The 16,444-nt window shown below is 74.6% G+C and carries 17 protein-coding genes; 7 read left to right on the forward strand and 10 right to left on the reverse strand.

Translation table 11 applies throughout. From position 1 onward, the window contains the following. On the forward strand, positions 1–689 hold a 689-nt coding region (locus AB0O00_RS10580; RefSeq protein ID WP_363650224.1), incomplete at its 5' end, for a helix-turn-helix domain-containing protein. Beyond that, positions 686–2,149 (forward strand): PE-PGRS family protein, encoded by a 1,464-nt coding sequence (locus tag AB0O00_RS10585; RefSeq protein ID WP_363650226.1) that lies wholly within the window; start codon positions 686–688, stop codon positions 2,147–2,149. The genes AB0O00_RS10580 and AB0O00_RS10585, both read left to right, overlap by 4 nt. Positions 2,150–2,257: 108 nt before the next feature. On the opposite strand, the gene AB0O00_RS10590 is transcribed toward AB0O00_RS10585, so the two are convergent. The 3 genes from AB0O00_RS10590 to AB0O00_RS10600 form a co-directional block, all read right to left on the reverse strand. Further along, positions 2,258–2,764: a hypothetical protein gene (locus AB0O00_RS10590; protein WP_363650228.1), complete on the reverse strand. Its 507-nt coding sequence runs from the start codon at positions 2,762–2,764 to the stop codon at positions 2,258–2,260. Between the two features lie 138 nt (positions 2,765–2,902). Beyond that, positions 2,903–4,183: an MFS transporter gene (locus tag AB0O00_RS10595; RefSeq protein WP_363650230.1), complete on the reverse strand. Its 1,281-nt coding sequence runs from the start codon at positions 4,181–4,183 to the stop codon at positions 2,903–2,905. Then, positions 4,180–5,574 carry an MBL fold metallo-hydrolase gene (locus AB0O00_RS10600; protein WP_363650232.1) on the reverse strand — a complete coding sequence of 465 codons (1,395 nt, stop codon included), beginning with the start codon at positions 5,572–5,574 and terminating at the stop codon, positions 4,180–4,182. Before AB0O00_RS10600 ends, AB0O00_RS10595 begins: the two co-directional genes overlap by 4 nt. Positions 5,575–5,725: 151 nt before the next feature. Here AB0O00_RS10600 and AB0O00_RS10605 point away from each other — a divergent pair, with 151 nt between their 5' ends. Next, the gene (locus AB0O00_RS10605) at positions 5,726–6,433 is read left to right on the forward strand and encodes a metalloregulator ArsR/SmtB family transcription factor (protein WP_363650234.1); all 708 of its coding nucleotides are present in this window, start codon (positions 5,726–5,728) and stop codon (positions 6,431–6,433) included. A 10-nt stretch (positions 6,434–6,443) separates the two neighbouring features. On the opposite strand, the gene AB0O00_RS10610 is transcribed toward AB0O00_RS10605, so the two are convergent. Beyond that, entirely contained in the window at positions 6,444–7,385 is a 942-nt protein-coding gene (locus tag AB0O00_RS10610) for an alpha/beta hydrolase (protein ID WP_363650236.1), read from the reverse strand. A gap of 120 nt (positions 7,386–7,505) precedes the next feature. Here AB0O00_RS10610 and AB0O00_RS10615 point away from each other — a divergent pair, with 120 nt between their 5' ends. Beyond that, positions 7,506–7,940, forward strand: coding sequence for a MarR family transcriptional regulator (locus tag AB0O00_RS10615; protein WP_363650263.1), 435 nt, complete (start codon positions 7,506–7,508; stop codon positions 7,938–7,940). 67 nt (positions 7,941–8,007) lie between these two features. Here the strand turns inward: AB0O00_RS10615 and AB0O00_RS10620 are convergent, their stop codons facing one another. Further along, complete coding sequence (locus AB0O00_RS10620) at positions 8,008–8,409, reverse strand: hypothetical protein (RefSeq protein ID WP_363650238.1); 402 nt, start codon at positions 8,407–8,409, stop codon at positions 8,008–8,010. Between the two features lie 179 nt (positions 8,410–8,588). After that, complete coding sequence (locus AB0O00_RS10625) at positions 8,589–9,515, reverse strand: AEC family transporter (RefSeq protein ID WP_363650240.1); 927 nt, start codon at positions 9,513–9,515, stop codon at positions 8,589–8,591. Between the two features lie 257 nt (positions 9,516–9,772). On the opposite strand from AB0O00_RS10625, the gene AB0O00_RS10630 reads away from it, so the two are divergent. Further along, the gene (locus tag AB0O00_RS10630) at positions 9,773–10,225 is read left to right on the forward strand and encodes an HD domain-containing protein (RefSeq protein ID WP_363650242.1); all 453 of its coding nucleotides are present in this window, start codon (positions 9,773–9,775) and stop codon (positions 10,223–10,225) included. A 201-nt stretch (positions 10,226–10,426) separates the two neighbouring features. Here AB0O00_RS10630 and AB0O00_RS10635 read toward each other — a convergent pair whose 3' ends face one another. Together AB0O00_RS10635 and AB0O00_RS10640 are read right to left on the reverse strand one after the other, a co-directional pair. Then, complete coding sequence (locus AB0O00_RS10635; protein WP_363650244.1) at positions 10,427–10,801, reverse strand: transglycosylase SLT domain-containing protein; 375 nt, start codon at positions 10,799–10,801, stop codon at positions 10,427–10,429. A gap of 497 nt (positions 10,802–11,298) precedes the next feature. Beyond that, positions 11,299–12,819, reverse strand: a complete 1,521-nt coding sequence (locus tag AB0O00_RS10640) for a carboxyl transferase domain-containing protein (RefSeq protein WP_363650246.1) — start codon at positions 12,817–12,819, stop codon at positions 11,299–11,301. 433 nt (positions 12,820–13,252) lie between these two features. On the opposite strand from AB0O00_RS10640, the gene AB0O00_RS10645 reads away from it, so the two are divergent. Continuing rightward, entirely contained in the window at positions 13,253–13,585 is a 333-nt protein-coding gene (locus AB0O00_RS10645) for a ribonuclease (RefSeq protein ID WP_363650265.1), read from the forward strand. A gap of 106 nt (positions 13,586–13,691) precedes the next feature. On the opposite strand, the gene AB0O00_RS10650 is transcribed toward AB0O00_RS10645, so the two are convergent. After that, positions 13,692–14,510 (reverse strand): MOSC N-terminal beta barrel domain-containing protein, encoded by an 819-nt coding sequence (locus AB0O00_RS10650; protein ID WP_363650247.1) that lies wholly within the window; start codon positions 14,508–14,510, stop codon positions 13,692–13,694. A gap of 256 nt (positions 14,511–14,766) precedes the next feature. Between AB0O00_RS10650 and AB0O00_RS10655 the strand changes: the two genes are divergently transcribed. After that, complete coding sequence (locus AB0O00_RS10655; protein WP_363650249.1) at positions 14,767–15,309, forward strand: universal stress protein; 543 nt, start codon at positions 14,767–14,769, stop codon at positions 15,307–15,309. A gap of 238 nt (positions 15,310–15,547) precedes the next feature. Here AB0O00_RS10655 and AB0O00_RS10660 read toward each other — a convergent pair whose 3' ends face one another. Beyond that, a complete protein-coding gene (locus AB0O00_RS10660) occupies positions 15,548–16,267 on the reverse strand; it encodes an alpha/beta hydrolase (protein ID WP_363650251.1) in 720 nt (239 codons plus the stop codon). Positions 16,268–16,444 lie beyond the last annotated feature (177 nt).

The raw sequence follows: 16,444 nt of genomic DNA on the forward strand, positions 1-16,444 counted from the left end.
CCCAGCCGTCCGCCGCGCCCGCCGCCGCGCCCGCCGAGCGCGGCCGTTACGGCCCCCGGCGGCCCAGGCCCGGCCTCACCGCCGCCGCCGTGGTCGCCGGCGGGCGGCGGGTGATCGAGCGGGACGGGATCGACGCCCTCACCATGCGCGCCGTCGCGGCCGAACTCGGCACCGCCGCAGCTTCGTTGTATCGGCACGTGGCCGACCGCGACACCCTGCTGCTCGCCGTGCTGGAGGAGATCGCCACCGGCCTGCCGGTGGACGTGCCCGGTGGCGACCCGGCCGACCGCCTGCTCCGCCGCCTGCTCGGCGCCCACGACTACATGGCCGGCCACGCCTGGGTGCTGCACGTCCTCATCCGCGGCGAACTCGTCGCCGAGAACGCCCTGCCGTTCAACGACGCCTGCCTCGCCGACCTGCTCGCGGCCGGCCTCCCGCCCGCCCGCGCGGCCGCCGCGTTCCGGTCCTGCTGGCACCTGGTACTCGGCGAACTCCTCTCCGAACACCCCGTCAGCCCGCCCCGCCGGCCCAACCAGCGCGCCGCCGCCTTCGCCGCCGCGGATCCGCGGACCCTCCCCGCCCTGGCCCGCATCCACGCCGAGGCCCCCGACCAGGGCCCCGGCACCCACTGCACCGACCTGCGGACCGCCCTCGCCGCCCTGATCGCCGGTCTGGTGGGCGCCCGGTGAGCCGTGAGCCCCTCACCTCCGAGCTGCGCGACGCCTGGGCGCATGGCCTCGCCGCCAATCCGGCGCTGCCGGAGGCCTGTTGGCCCGCCCTCCTCGATGCGTACCCGGCCCTCCTCTGGAGCCCTCGCCCGCCCGCGGCCGTGGCGGCGGCGCTCGCTCACTCCGCATGGAAGGTCCGGGCCCGCGCGGCCGAGTCCCAGCCGGGGATCGCGGCCGAGCAGTGGGCGCGGCTGATCCTGGACGAACCGGACGCCCGGCGCCGCTGGATCCTCATCAGCCTGGCGGCCGACCGGGCCGTCGAGCTGCCCGCCGACGTCCTGCGCCGGCTCGCGACCGACCCCTCCGCCCGGGTCCGCGCCGAGGCCGCCCGTCTTCCCGGGTTGCCCACCGCGCTCGCCGTCCTGCTCGCTGCCGACGCGGACCCGTCCGTCCGCTCCGAGGCCTGCCCGGTGGCCTGGCCGCACCTGGACGAGGAGGCCCGGCGTGCGCTGCTCGCCGATCCGGCCGGTCGTGTCCGCGAGGCGGCGCTGCTCCTGCACCATGCCGATCGCCCGATGCCCCGCGACGTCCTCGCGGCCTTCCCCCGTCGCACTGCCGCTCTCGCCACCTGCCGCCTCGAACCTGATCTGGCAAGGGAGTTGGCCCACACTGGTGGGGCCGCCGACCGCTGCGCACTCGCGAGCAGTCCACACCTGCCCGCTGACGTCGTCGACGTGCTGGCCGAGGACGAGGATGAGAACGTGCGCTTCGCGGTGTCCATCCGGCCCGACCTGACCGAGGAGCGTCGCGCCGCCGTCCGCTTCGACCTCGACGAGCACTCCCACCACCACGCGCTCCCTTGGGTGGTGGCCCGGCACGCCGATCCGGACGCGATGCGCGAACTGGCCGCCTCCGCCCACCCCATCGTCCGCCGCAGCGTCGCCCGCGCCCGCCACCTCCCGCCCGACGTGGTCGCCCGGCTCGGCGCGGACGAGGACCGCGTCGTCCACCTCTTCCTCGCCGAGTCCTGCGATGACGCCCCCGCCGAGCTGCTCCTGGACGTCTGGCGCTGGTGGACGGGCAGCTTCTCGCACCCCGACCGCCCCCACGGCCACCCGAACTTCCCCCGCACCGACCTCCTGCGCTTCGCTTACGACCCCGACCCCCGCATGCGCCGCCTGGCCCTCGACGACGAGGAGTCGACCCCCGACCTCGTCGACCACTTCACCCACGACCCGAGCCCCGAAGTCCGCCTCAGAGCCGCGAAGGACCCCCGCCTGACAGAGACGGCCGTGCTGCGCCTGCTCGACGACCGGGACGATGCTGTCCATACCGCTGCGGCCAATCACCCCCGTGTCCCCGCAGAGCAGTTGACGATCCTGCTGCACATCCCACGCACGGCGGGGGCGGCAGCCCGCAACCCGAGCCTCTCCGCGGCGGCGATGGCGGACCTGATCGACCTTCTGCGATCAGCCGGCTGATCCGCGACCGACGGAGGCGGACACCCCGCCGCTCGCCCGCCCGCCCCTGCGATGGCCTGCTGCTCAGGTCGTCGCAGGGGCGGGAGTGTGCGGCAGCCAACTGGCCCGTCAGTCCCAGGGGTTGGCGCGCTGGTCGTTGATGGCCGTCCAGAAGCGGGTGTCGGTGGGGAGGGTGCCGGAGGCCCAGAAGGACCAGCCGTTGCCGTCGTGGAATTCGGCCATGCGGAAGCCGTCGCCGAAGGCGGCGGAGCAGATGGCGTCGGCGTCGGCGCGGCTGGTGAGGTCGGAGCCGGGGGTGGGGGCGGTGGCGCGGACCTCGCCGCGGGCCCAGGCGTGGAAGCCGGTGGTGGGGATGCCGGCGGGGGCCGGGCGGTTGTCCTGGAGGATGCAGAGGACGGGGAGTTGGGCGTCGGGGGCGGTGTCGCCGAGGTAGGGGTTGCTCTGGCCGTCGCGGCCGACGTGGACGATGTCGGCGCGCTGCTCCAGGTTGGCCCAGGTCAGGCCGAGGTGGGTGGCGTCGGGCGCGGGGGTGGCGAACGCGTTGCCCGGGGCGGCGGTCAGGGCGGTCAGGGCCAGGACGGCCGCCGGCAGCACGTGCTTGACGAACGTGGGCATGGCTACTCCACAAGAGGAGGAACGGGAATGGCAGTGTCACGTGGCCTTCGCAACCGGAACTCCGGGCGGGCCGCGGTCAGTCTGTCAGTGTCAACTCCCGTGTGGAATACCAGATTTGTGGGAGGCGCCAGGTTCAGGTCAATCCCGCGCCGGCCGGTCCGCGAGCAGTCGGGCCGCCGCCAGGCCGGAGAGCGCCGTCAGGGCGGCAGCGGCGACGATCGTGGCGTCGAGTCCGAGCGCGTCGGCGAGCACGCCCGCGACCAGGGCGCCGGCCGCGTAGCCGAGGTCGCGCCAGAACCGGTACGTACCAAGGGCGTTGGCGCGCCAGGACGGGTGCGCGTGGTCGGAGACGGACGCGATCAGCGCGGGGTAGACCATCGCAGTGCCGAGCCCGAGCAGGACGGCGGAGACGATGCCGGCGAGCAGCGGACGGTCGAGCAGGACCAGGGCGAGGACGAAGCCGGCGGCCTGGACGAGCATGCCGTACACGATGAGCGGCTTGCGGCCGATGCGGTCGGCGAGGTGGCCGGTCGGGATCTGGCCGAAGCCCCACAGCAGCGGGTAGAGGCCCTTGATCAGGCCGATCGCGGCGAGCCCGAGGCCGTGGTGGGTGAACAGGAGCGGGAAGACGCCCCATGTGAGGCCGTCGTTGAGGTTGTTGACGAGTCCGGCCTGGCTGGCGCCGCGCAGGGAGCGGTTGCGCCAGGTGGTGCGGACGAAGGTCGCCCACAGGCCGGGGGCCTCCTCCCGGCCGGGCTCCGCGGGGTGCTGGGCGAGTTCGAGGGCGACGTGGGCGGCGGTGTCGCGGACGGTGAGGGAGAGCGCGAGGCCGGCCACGACGAAGACGACGCCGATGAGTTCGGGTGCCGGGCGCAGCCCGTAGGCGGTGGCGAGGTAGCCGGTGAGCAGGGCGGTCGCGCCGAGCGAGGCGTAGCCGGCGGCCTCGTTGAGACCGGTGGCGAGGCCGCGGCGGGCGGGGCCGACGAGGTCGATCTTCATGTTGACGGTCATCGACCAGGTGAGGCCCTGGTTGATTCCGAGCAGGACGTTCGCGGCGACGATCCAGCCCCACGAGGGCGCCCAGGCGAGGGCGAACGGGACGGGGACGCCCACGAGCCAGCCGGCGACGAGGAGTTGCTTGCGGCGGAAGCGCGCGGTGAGGGCTCCGGCGGCGAGGTTGGTGAGGGCTTTGGTGGCGCCGAAGGCGATGATGAAGGAGAAGACGGCGAGGTCGCTGGTCAGGTGGAAGGTCTTGGCGCCGATCAGCGGGACGGTGGTGCGTTCCAGCCCGACCAGGCCGCCGACGGCGGCGGTGACGATGACGAGCAGCGTGAATTGCAGCCGGTTCTCGCGCAGCCCGAGCCGGACCGGCCGGGCGGACCGGTTGTGGGCAGCCGCCGTCGTGGAGGGGCTGCTCATCGGCGCGCGGCCTCCGTCCCGTCGGTGGGGGCTCCCTCGACCAGGCGGGTGCCGTGGGCGGCGGCGTAGTCGGCGGGGCTGCCGGCGAGGACGGCCAGGCCGGTGTGGCCGGCGCGTTCGAGGATGCTGGCGCCGGTCATGGCGCGCTCGCCGTGGCCGCAGGCGACGACCGCACCGCGCGGGGCGTCGGCGGTGTGGGCGGCGAGGTCGCCGAGTTCGATGTGGACGGCGGCGGGCACGTGTCCTGCGGTGAACTCGGTGCGCTGGCGGACGTCGAGGTAGGGGCGGTCTGCGGTGTGCTCGGCGGTGACGAACTCCGTTGTGGTGACCTGGCCTTGGGCCTCCCGCCAGGCCGTCATGCCGCCCGCGAGGCGTCCGGCCAGGCGCTCGTACCCGATCTTGTGGGCCTGCCCGACGAGGTCGTCGAGGTCCTGGCCGTCGCCGGTGACGAAGGCGAGCGGGGTGGTGTCGGGCAGGAGCCAGCCGAGCCAGGTCGCGAACTGGTTGCGCAGCGGGATGGAGAGGGCGCCGGGAATGTGGCCCGCGGCGAAGTCGGCGGCGGGGCGGACGTCGACGACGTGCCCGCCGTCCGCGAGGTGCCGGGCGAGGCGGGCGGGGTCCAGCAGGGGGAGTGCGGGGGAGCCGTGGAGCACGCGCGGGCCGGTGCGGTTGAGCTCGCCGAGGCGGGCGAAGTACGCGGGGTAGCTGCCGAGGCCCGCGAGCAGTTCGGCGACGAAGGCGTCCTCGGTGGGCGCGGCGAGCAGCGGGTTGGAGCGCTTCTGGGCGCCGATGGTGGTGGTGCGGGCGCTGCCGGGCGGGGCGGAGCAGAAGGAGCCGGCGCCGTGGGTGGGCCACACCGGGAGGTGGTCGGGCAGGCCGGCGAGGCGGTGCAGCGAGCGGTACTGGGCGCGGGCGAGTTCGTCGGTGCGCCCGGGGCCGAGGAGGTCGGGGCGGGCGGCGGAGTCGACGATCAGGGAACCGCCGGTGAACACGCCCAGCTCGGTGGCGCCGTCGAGGAGGAGGTAGGAGAGGTGCTCGTCGGTGTGGCCTGGGGTGGCCAGGGCGCGCAGGGTGAGCCCGCCGAGGTCGACCTCGTCGCCGTCGGCGAGGCCGGTGTGGGCGAAGGCACGGTGGCCGGCCGCCGAGGCCAGGACGGTGGCGCCGGCGTCGTGGCCGAGCTGGACGGCGCCGGACAGGAAGTCGGCGTGCAGGTGGGTGTCGGCGGCGAAGGCGACGGTCAGTGCGCGCCGGTCGGCGGCGGCGCGCAGGGCGCGGAGGTCCCGGCTCGCGTCCACGGCGAGTGCGCGGCCGTCGCCCAGGTCGACGAGGTAGGCGCTGTTGCCGAGTCCCTCGTCGACCAGCGGTGTCAGGTGTTCGTCGGCGAAAGCCATGGCGGTCCTCCAGACAGGTCCGGGTGTGCGCGTGCGTCCACTCGCAGCGTGCGCCCTCGTCCACGATATTCCATGGATTATTGGATGACGATCCCGGGCAAGCCCCGGTACCATGTTCCATGGATTCTTGGAATAGCGCGCGGAGGACGTCATGCCCCAGAACGCAACGGCGCCGGCAGCAGGCACGGCAGCAGCAGCGGCGGCCGGGACGAAGGCACGGCTCTACGACGCGTTCGCCGCCAGCGGCAAGGCCCTGGCCAGCGGAAAGCGCCTGGAGCTGCTCGACCTGCTCGCCCAGGGCGAGCGCACCGTGGACGCCCTCGCGAAGACGGCCGGACTCAACCTGACCACCGCCTCCGCCCACCTCCAGGCGCTCAAGCAGGCCGGACTCGTCGCCACCCGCCGCGAGGGCGTGCGCATCCACTACCGGCTCTCCGGCGAGGACGTGGGCCGGCTGCTGGTGCTGCTGCGGAAGGTCGCCGAGCGCCACCAGGCGGCCGTGCCCGCCGCACTGGAGGCGTACCTCGGCGAGGACGGCGCGCGGGAGGTCGACCACGAGGAACTGCGCGCCCGGGCGGAGGCCGGCGAGGTCCTGGTGCTGGACGTCCGCCCGGCCGAGGAGTACCTGGCCGGCCACATCCCCGGCGCCGTGTCCATCCCCGTCGGCGAACTCGCCGACCGCATCGAGGAGTTGCCGGAGGGCACCGAGGTGGTCGTCTACTGCCGCGGCGAGTACTGCGTCCTCGCGTACGACGCCGTCCGGCTCCTGTCGGCCCGCGGCCGGCGCGCGGTGCGCCTCAACGACGGGATGCTGGAGTGGCGCCTGGCCGACCTTCCCGTCGCCGCCGGGCTGGACTGACCACTGCGGCTCACCCGGTTGGGCGTGACCGGTTTCCCCTCGCGAGGAAGTCCGCCAGCCGCCGGTTGACCTCCTCCGCCCCCGCCGCCGGCAGGTTGTGGTGGGCCAGGCCCGGGAGGACGGCGACAGTGGCGGCGGGTAGGGCGCGGCGGGTGGCGGCGGCGACGCGGTGGGCGTCGTGGGCGCGGCCGCGCTCGGCGTACAACGCGAGCGTCGGCGCGGTGAGCGCCTCCAAGCGCTCGGCCGACGGGCGGGGGCCGGTGACAGTGCGGGATGCGGGGAAGTCGGCGTACCCGAGCGCGTACACCTCGCGGCAGCCGGCGTCGAGCGGGGGCGTGTCGCCGCTCTCCCACGCGAGGTAGGAGCGGGCGCGGTCGGCGGTGTGGCGCGGGAGGAAGAGCGGTAGGACGCGCAGCAGGTAGCCGGGGCGGAAACCGGCGAAGACCTGGGTGGGGTCGAGGAGGGCGAGGCGCCCGACCCGCCCGGGTGCGTGGAGCGCGTACTCGACGGCGATCCAGGCGCCGTAGGAGTGGCCGCAGACGTCGGCCTCCTCGATGCCGAGCCCGTCGAGGACGGCGTCCAGCCACGCCATGAGCCCGGGGATGCCGCCGAGCGCGGGGCCGTCGTGGACGCTGCGCCCCGGGTCGCCGATGAGGTCGACGGCGAGGACGCGGTGCCCGGCGGCGGCCAGGGCGGGGGCGATGGCGAACCACATGGCGGAGGTGGCGCCGCCGCCTTGGAGCAGGACGAGCGGGCGGCCGTCGCGCGGGCCGCAGGCGTTGACCCGGGTCGTGCCGTGGGCGGTGACGACGTCGAGCGGTTCGACCGGGACGGACCAGCGGGCGAGGAGCGCGTCGTAGGCGGCGAAGAAGCGTGCGGTGCGGGCGGGCGGCGTGGACGGTGACGGCGGTGAGGACGGCGAGGAAGGTGACGAAGGGGCGGTTGCGGACATGGCGGGCCTCCGCTGGGATGATGGGAATCACTCGCTGCACAAGTATCTCGCTGAGCGAGAGATTACCGGCACCAGGGGGTGCCGAGGAAGGAGACCGGGTTGTCCGATGGCGAGGAGCCGATGCGGCTGGTCCACCTGCTGCGCGGGCTGACCGTCGAACTCGACCTGTTCGGGGCCGAGTTCGCGGCGCGCAACGGCCTGCACCCGACCGATCTGCGGGCGCTGATCCACCTGCTGGACGCCGCCAGGGCCGGAGAGGTGGTCACCCCGGGCCGGCTCGGCGAGGCGCTGCGGCTCAACTCGGCGGGCACCACCGGGCTGGTGGACCGGCTGGAGCGCCTCGGCCTGATCCGGCGCGAGCGCGACCCACGGGACCGGCGCAAGGTGCGGCTCGTGGTCGAGGAGCGCGCGATGGAGCTCGGTCAGGGCTTCTTCGGCGGGCTGATCGGCGACCTGGTCGGAGCAATGAGTCGGTTCGACGCGGCGGAGCTGGCGACGGCCCGGCGCTTCCTGCTGGCGATGACGGAGGTGGTGGCGGCGGCCCGCGAGGCGTGAGCCCGGGGCCGCCCGCGGGCGGGATGCCTGGGACGGGTCGGCCAGCACCAGTGGTCGGAACCAGTGGTCAGAACCAGGTGTCGCCGTAGTGCGGCCCCGGGTGGCCCTCGCGCAGCAGGCAGATGTCGGCCTCGCGCGGCGGCTCGGGGCCCTCGAACGGGGCCTCCTCGGGGCAGCGCGCGGCGACCTGGACGGCGTACTCGGGCCAGGACGCCCAGTGCAGGTCGTAGCCGACGCCCTGGACGAGCGCCGAGTGGGAGCCGCCGTGGCCGTCGGTGAGCTCGCAGCGCAGCCGCGGCTCCATCACGAAGGCGGCGCGCGGGATGCGGTTGAAGTGGTCCACGTCGGCTTGCGGGAGCGTGACGACGGCCCGGCAGTGACGGTGCCCGGCGAGCCCGGCAGGCCCGACGGGTTCGGCAGGCCCGACGGGTTCGGCGGTTCCGGCGGAGGGGGAGTCCGGTTGGCTCATGGCCGCCAGCATTCCACCGGCGGCCGGAGCCGGGCGGCGAATCCACCGTTCTGTACGCCTCCGGCAGGTGAACTGTCGTGCCGTGTACGGGCAGTGGTCACTTGTGCGGGCCGGGTAGCGGCGCCGGTGGGGCCGGTGTGGATCAGTGGGGTCGGTGCGGATCAGTGGGGTCCGAGGGATCAGGCGGACCCGAGGGACCAGCTGATCACCGAGAGCGTCGCCATCGACAGCAGCGTCGACCACAGCACCGCGTCCCGGGCGAGCGCTGTGCCGTGCCCGTACTCGCGGGCGTAGACGTACACGTTCTGCGCGGTCGGCAGCGCGGAGAAGAGCACGACGGTCAGCACCTGGTGCGGCGGCAGGCCGAGCACGAGGGTGGCGACGGCGTACGCGGCCAGCGGCTGGACGAGCGTCTTGACCAGGACGGTCAGCCCGACCTCGGCGCGGCGCGAGCCGACGTCCGCGGGCGGGCGGTTGTGCAGCGAGATGCCGAGGGCGACGAGGGCGGTCGGGACCCCGGCGCCGCCGAGCAGTTCGCAGGAGTGGTTCAGCTCGGCGGGCAGGTGCAGGCCGGTCGCGGAGGCGACGGCGCCGAGGGCGGTCGCGAGCAGGATGGGGTTGCGCAGCGGGAGGGTGAGCAGGGCGCGGAGCCCGGCGCCGCGCCCGTCGAGGACGGCGAGCACGGCGGGCGTGACGAACAGGATCTGGAACAGCACGACCGCCGCGACGAACGAGGCGTCGCCGAGGACCTGCATCGCCACGGGTATGCCGAGGTTGGCCGAGTTGACGTACCCGGCGGCCATGCCGCCGACGGCGAGCTCGGCGGGCTTGCGGTCGAACAGCAGCCGGCCGGCGAGCAGCCCGAGGCCCGTCGCGACGGCGGTGCCGGCGGCGAAGGCGAGCATCGAGGCGTTGGCGAACCGTTCCAGCGGGGTGCGGGCGATCATCAGGAACAGCGCGGCGGGCATCGCGACGTGGAAGACGAAGCGGCTGAGCACCGCCTCCGCCTGCGGGCCGAGCAGTCCGGACCTGCCGACGAGGTAGCCGACCCCGGTCAGCGCCCAGATGGGGGCGAATCCGGACAGCAGGGGGTGCAGGGCGTGCATGGTTCCTCGGATCGCTCGGGTCGCCCGGTGCGGGTGGCCTGGTTCGGGTCGCCCGGCTCGCCCTGCGTCGACGGGGGTCGCCCGGTGCGGCGGGGGGTTGCCCGGCACAGCGGGGGTCGCCCGCCCGGGGCAGTAAACCAGCCGCGTCAAGGGGTCACGTCGAGGGGTCACGTCGAGCGGTCGATCGAGGAGCGGGGTGTCCGGGGTCGTGCCCTGCCGTGCCCCGCAGTGTCGCGGGCGGGCCCTACGATGAGCCGATGGACTATCTGAGCCTGGCCGAAGTGGAGACGATCGCACGGCGCGCGCACGAGGGGCAGGTCGACAAGAACGGCCACCCCTACGCCGAGCACATCGCGGCGGTGGCCCGCGGGACGGCGGAGCGCGGCGGCAGCGAGGCGCAGATCGCGGCCGGCTGGCTGCACGACACCGTCGAGGACGACCGGCTGAGCCGCGAGTGGCTGGAGGGCGCCGCGCTGCCGGAGTCCACCAAGGCGATCGTGGACGCGCTGACCAAGCGGCCGGGCGAGCCGGTCGAGGAGTACACCGCCCGGATCCTGGCCACCCCGGGGGCGCTGCTGGTCAAGCGCGCCGACCTGGCCCACAACTCCGACCCGGCGCGGCTCGCCGTGCTGGACGAGGCGACGGCCGAGCGGCTGCGCGCCAAGTACGCGCGGATGCGCGAGCTGCTGGGGCTCACCGGCGAGCTCTGACGAGTCGGCTGGGGCCGGCAGGCTTCGCGTCGTAGAGCCCGAAGCCAAGGCAGGGCCGGACACCACGGAAGGGCCCGTGCCACGCGGATCGCGCGGGCACGGGCCCTTCCGGGTCACCCAGGTGGTCCCTGTCCGACCCCCGGGGTGAGGGGGGAGTGGTGCAGGAGACGGGTATGCGTCGGTGCTGCCGAGGGGGTCGGCTTAGTACCAGTGGTGGCCCTGCCAGAAAGCCCAGGCGGCGTTCGGGCTGCCGTAGCGGGTGTTCATGTAGTCCAGTGCCCACTTGATCTGGGTGGCCGGGTTGGTCTTCCAGTCCGCGCCGGCCGAGGCCATCTTCGAGGCCGGCAGCGCCTGGCCCAGGCCGTACGAGCCCGAGGTCGGGTTGGTCGCGGTCACGTTCCAGCCGGACTCGTGGGAAATGATCTGGCTGAAGGAGGCCAGCTGGTTCGCCGGGACGATCTGGGCGGCGATGGCCTGCGGGGAGGCGGTCGCGGCGTTGGCGGCGGCGGGCATCACGCCGGCGGCCAGGGCGGTCAGACCGGCGGCACCGGCGAGAACGGCGGCAGAGGTACGCATACGGAGCTTGAAAGTGGGCATGAAGAACAGGACCTCAATCAGGTTGGGCCGGGTCGCGCCCCGCCCAGGACCACGGCCGGACAGGGGCCGACGGTTGCGGGGCGCGACTCGGCGGTAAGCCGTTCACCGGCGGGACAGGAGCCGGTGCGGCTGACGACGAGAGCCATTGTTGCCAGACCGGATCGGCCCCCGCCAAGACCCCCTCGATACGATCCGCGGTCGTACATCCGCCGACCGCCATCGATTCGCAGGAGTGATCGCCGGGGTCGTTCGGACACGCTCCGACCTGGACGGATGTCCGCCCGTGGGCGAATTGTCGCGAACGGCTGATTGGCCGCATTGGCCGCGACGGCACTACTACGGCCCGTCGTTGGCTGGGATTCCCTGTGAGCGCACTCACCGTTTGAACCCCGGATGCCGTCACCCGGCGGCCCGCGACCGCCACTTTGGGTACAGACGATCTCGCCCCCGGTGAGACCGGGGCCACACGCCGGCCGTCACCGAGAGCGAGGATCGCCCAGCCGTCGGTGCCGATCGGCCCGCGCGGCGAACCGTTCCGCCTCGGGAACCGCGGTGAGTGCGTCCAGGGCCGTCGCAATGGCCGCCCCCAGCCGCTCACAGAACGTGTCCGGCTCCTCGGCGGCGTCCGGCCGCTCCGGGACCACCTCGTCCACCAGGCCCACCCGTGCCAGGTCGTCCGCGCCGATGCCCTGTGCCCGGGCCAGCTCGGCCGCGTGCGCGCCGTCGCGGTGGACGATCGCGGAGGCGCCCTCGGGCGGCAGCGGCGCGAGCCAGGCGTGCTCGGCGGCGATCACGCGGTCCGCCGGGAGCAGGGCCAGCGCCCCGCCGCCGGAGCCCTGGCCGAGCAGGACCGCGAGGACGGGGGTGCGCAGTGCGAGCAGGGTGGTCAGGCAGTGCGCGATCTCGACGGCGACGCCGTCCAGCTCGGCCTGCGCGGACAGTTCGGCGCCGGCCGTGTCGACCACCGTGAGCAGGGGCAGGCCCAGCTGTTCGGCGAGGCGGGCGCTGCGGCGGACGGCCCGCAGGTCGGCCGCGGTGAAGGGGCGTTCGTGGTCGGGCGTCCCGCGCTGCTGGCCGACGACGAGCGCGGGCTGCCCGTCGAGGACGGCGAGGGCGCGGACCAGTGCTCCGCCCCGGCCGCCGGGGGCGTCCAGCAGCACGAGTTCCGTGGCGGTGCGGCGCAGCAGTTCGCGGGTGCCGGGCCGGTCGGGGCGGCGGGTGCGGCGGACGGAGTCCCAGGCGTCGGCGGGGGCCTGCGGCTCGGCTGCGTTCTCCCTATATAGGGGAGCCGCAGGAGCCGTAGAGAGACGAGCGCGGTCGGCCGTCAGGACGGCGAGCGACCGGCGTACCACCTCGCGCAGTTCCTCCGGCGGTACGACGGCGTCCACGAGCCCGCGCTGCGCGAGCGCCTCGGCGCGCTGGACGTCGGCCGGCAGCTCGACGCCGCGCAGTTCCTCGTACACGCGCGGGCCGAGGAAGCCGAGGCGGGCGCCGGGCTCGGCGAACACCAGCTGGCCGAGCGTGCCCCACGAGGCGAAGACGCCGCCCATGGTCGGGTTCCGCAGGTAGGTGAGGTAGGGGAGGCCCGCGGCCCGGTGGGCCTGGACGGCGGCGGTGATGCGGAGCATGCAGAGGAACGCGGCGGACCCCTCCTGCATGCGCGTCCCGCCGGAGACCGGCAGGGCGAGCAGTGGCAGCCGCTCGGCGGTGGCCCGCTCGACGGCCCGGGTGATCCGCTCGGCGGTGCCGACGCCGATCGAGCCGCCAAGGAAGCCGAACTCGGAGGCGACGAGCGCCACCGGCCGGCCGCCGATCTCTCCGGTGCCGGTGAGGACGGCCTCGTCCAGGCCCGTGCGCTCGCGGGCGCGGGCGAGCGAGGCGCGGTAGCCGGGGTCGGCGGGGTGGGGATCGGCGGGCTCGTCCCAGGTGCGGAAGCTCCCGGGGTCGACGAGCAGCCCGATCAGCTGGTGCGCCGTCAGCGCCGTACCCGTGCCCATGTCCGCCCCCACTGGTGATCGTTCCGTGGCCGCCGGGGCCCGTCCATGATCGGGATCCCGGAACGGTCGACACTCTATGCGGCGCGGCCGGGGTGGGGCCGGAGCGTCGCGAAGGTGTGAGCAAGTCGGGGGCGCGGGTCGGGGGGTGCGGGTCGGGGGTGCAGGGCGAGGGTGCGGGTCGGGGGATGCATGGGGAACGTACGGTTCCGGCGGGGTGGGGACGGTTCGTGAACGGTCTCGCGGAGGGTGTCCGGAGGGTCACCCAAATGGTCGGAGTATCCGTCAAGTCTCCTGCTGGGCAGGGAAGTTACCACTGGGTAAAAGGTTGGCTCAGGCCTTCCGGATAACCCGGTGGCTCGCCACACTGTTTGTCATGACCCGCACTCTACGCGCGTGGAAGACCCGCGCCGCCGCCGTCACCGCCGTCGCCCTGATGACCCTCGCCCCCGTTGCCGTCGCCACCGAGGCGCACGCCGACGTGAGCGGCACGGTCTGCCTCTCCGCGCTGCCGCCGGAGGCCACCGACACCCTCAACCTGATCGCCACCGACGGTCCGTTCCCGTACTCCCAGGACGGCGTGGTGTTCCAGAACAGAGAGCACGTGCTCCCGACCCAGTCCTACGGCTACTACCACGAGTACACCGTCATCACGCCGGGCGCCCCGACCCGTGGCGCCCGCCGGATCATCACCGGCCAGGCGACCCAGGAGGACTACTACACGGGCGACCACTACGCCACGTTCTCGCTGATCGACCAGACCTGCTGAACCCGTTGCGGTTCGACCCGTGGCCCCGACGGTGCGCCTTCCGTCGGGGCCACGGGCGTTCGTCGGGGCGTTTGCCCGGGCGTTCGTAGGCCCCGGGCCCCGGGGGTCAGCGCTCCGACGGTCCCCAGTCGGACACCGCGAGCTCGTCGCCGACGCGCAGCGTGCCCGGGCGCAGCACGGCGAACTTGGCGCCGAACACGACCCCGCCGCCCGCGGCCCGTCGGTAGCGGGCCAGGGTGCGCAGCGGTTCGGGGCCGGCCTTGGCGCCGGTGTCCTGGTCGACGAGCGTGACGGCGCACCACACGGCGAGCTTGGCGTAGGCCAGTTCGGCCCCGCCGATCGTGAGGCGCCGGGCCAGGTCCTCGGTGTGCGGCTCGTTCCAGCCGGCCACGACGATGTTCGGGCGGAACCGGTCGGCGGCGAGCGGGAGTTCGCCGGTGCGCGCGTTGAAGTCGTCCAGCGACTCGCGGGACAGCAGGTGGACGGCGCAGCTGTCCGCGTACCCGGAGGTGCCCGGGACGAGCCCGTCGGTGACCCGGTCGTGCTCCGGCGGCACGCGCACCAATCGGCTGTGGGCGCCGAGCACCCCGGACAGCCACTCGGCGGCGGCGTCGCCCTGGTCGATGCCGCGGAACGGCGCGCCGAACAACTCGACCGGGCGCCGCGGCCCTTCGGTGTCCACCGGCACGGTGAGCGCCTCGACGCCCGGCGCCGCCAGCGTGATCCGGCGGCCGTCCGCCGAGACGGACGGGCGGACGGCGGCCATGGCGCGGTCCCGCCGCTGGGAGCGGAAGACGCCGCCCTCGTCCACGACCATGAACGCCCGGTCGTGCGTCAGCCCGGCGGCGGTCAGCTCGGCCCGCTCGACCGCGATCCCCGCGCACCCCTTGATCGGGTAGTACCTCAACTCCACCACGCTGGCCATGACTTCCCCCGTGTTGCCGTGTCTTTCCGGCCAGCGTAGTTGATCACCGAAGGCCGTCCGCGACGGTCCGTCGCGCGGGCGAGGGTGCCCGTGAGGCGCCGGCATCAGGAGCGCGTACGGAACCTCCGCTCGCGCGTCAGGGCTCCGTCAACGGGGGTCGCGACGGCCCGTCGGGCCGTTTTGCATGGGGCGACACGGGCTCTTTCACGCGAGCGAGCCCGTTGCACGAGTCGGACGAGCGGAAGGCGGACGGGCCATGGCGGACAGCGGCATATCCGGGGCGGCGGGCTTCGGCAACGGCGGTCGGATCGTCGTCGGCCTGAGCGGCTCCCTCGGCAGCCTCGCCGCCCTCCACCACGCCGTCGCCGAAGCCCGCCGCACCGACGCCGAGGTCCTCGCCGTCCACTGCTGGACCCCGGTCGGCGGCGACTCCGCCTACCGCCGCACCCCCTGCCCGCCCATGCTCACCGCCGCCCGCGACGCCGCCGTCGCCCGCCTGCGCCAAGCCCTCGACGAGGCCTTCGGCGGCGGCCACGCCGGGGTGCGGCTGCGCTGCCAGGCCGTCCGCGGCGACACCGGCCACACCCTGGTGCGCTGCGCCGACCGCCCCGGCGACCTCCTCGTCCTCGGCGCGGGCAGCCGCGGCCGGCTCGGCCGCCTGCTGTGGCCGTCCGTCACCGCCTACTGCGTGCGGCACGCGACGTGCCCGGTGCTGGCCGTGCCCAAGCCGCCGCTGCAGCGGGAGCTGGAAGCGCTGGAGCGCAGCCACGGCGTGGGCTTCGCGCAGGCCGGGCAGTAGGCCGGGTTCCGTGTGCTCAGGGCGCGGTGAGGGTAGCGCGATCCGGGCGGCGGGGTCCAGCCAGAGCGGGTGACGGTCCGGGCCGTAGCCGCCGTCGCCCACCTTGCGGTGGAGCCGGACGAGCAGCGGCGGGAGGGCGAGGCCCAGGGCCGCCTCCGCCGTCGCGACCGCCTCGGCGTGGCGGGCGCGGCCGGCACCGTGCCGTCCGCGACCGCCCGTCGGCGCACGCGTGCAGGCCCTACGACAGTCCCGCCGCCTCGGCGAGCACCGCAGCGACGCGGCGGCCCGCGTCCAGTGCGCTCTCGGCGGTGGCGGGGAGGCAGCGCTGCGCCTCCGGGCTGTACTCCGTCATCACCGTGCCCGCGTGGTCGGTGGGGAGTTCGAGGAGCTTGGCCGAGGTGGCCACGGCGGCCAACTGCCGGGTGTGCTCGGGGCCGAGGACATCGTCCTCCGTGCCGTGGACCAGCCAGAGCGGGACGGGGGACGGCGTCTCGGCCAGGAGCTCGACCGGGACGACGCCGTTGGTGACGGCCGGGCGGGCGTAGCTGGAGGAGATGCCGACGGCCGCGACCGGCCGCAGCCCGGCGGGGGTGTCGGGGTCGATCGCCACGGCGACGGCCTCCCGGCCGCCCAACGACCAGCCGGCCAGGACGAGGCGCTCCGGGTCGCCGCCGAACCGCGCGGCGGCGTCGCGGGCGTGCGCGAGGGAGGCGAGCAGCTCGGCCCGGCCGCCGTCCGCCCGGTCCGAGCGCCAGTCGGGGACGAGCACGAGCAGCCCGTGCCCGGCGGCCTCCCGCGCGAGCGGCCGCAGGACGTCGCGCTCGTCGGGCCCGCGGCCGTGCCACAGCAGGACGACGGGCACCGGCCCGGCCGTCCCGGCAGGCGGGCGGTGAATGTCCATCGGGCGCCCGTCGGCGTACTCGACGACATCGGAGCGATCGAATTCCGTGCTGGTCATGCGCTGTTCCCCTCCGGTTCGGGCGATGGCCGCCGACCTGGTACTGTACTTCTCGTCGCGAGGGAATGATCTCTCGTCAGGCGTCAGTGGTGCTACCAGAGCACGTCCTACTTTCAGTAGGGAGAGTCCGTGCGACCCGGGCCTGGCGCTCTATTGTCGGACGAGGTCCGGTACCTA

Origin of the sequence: Kitasatospora sp. NPDC093558 (assembly GCF_040683475.1) — a bacterium.
Taxonomy (GTDB): Bacteria; Actinomycetota; Actinomycetes; order Streptomycetales; family Streptomycetaceae; genus Kitasatospora.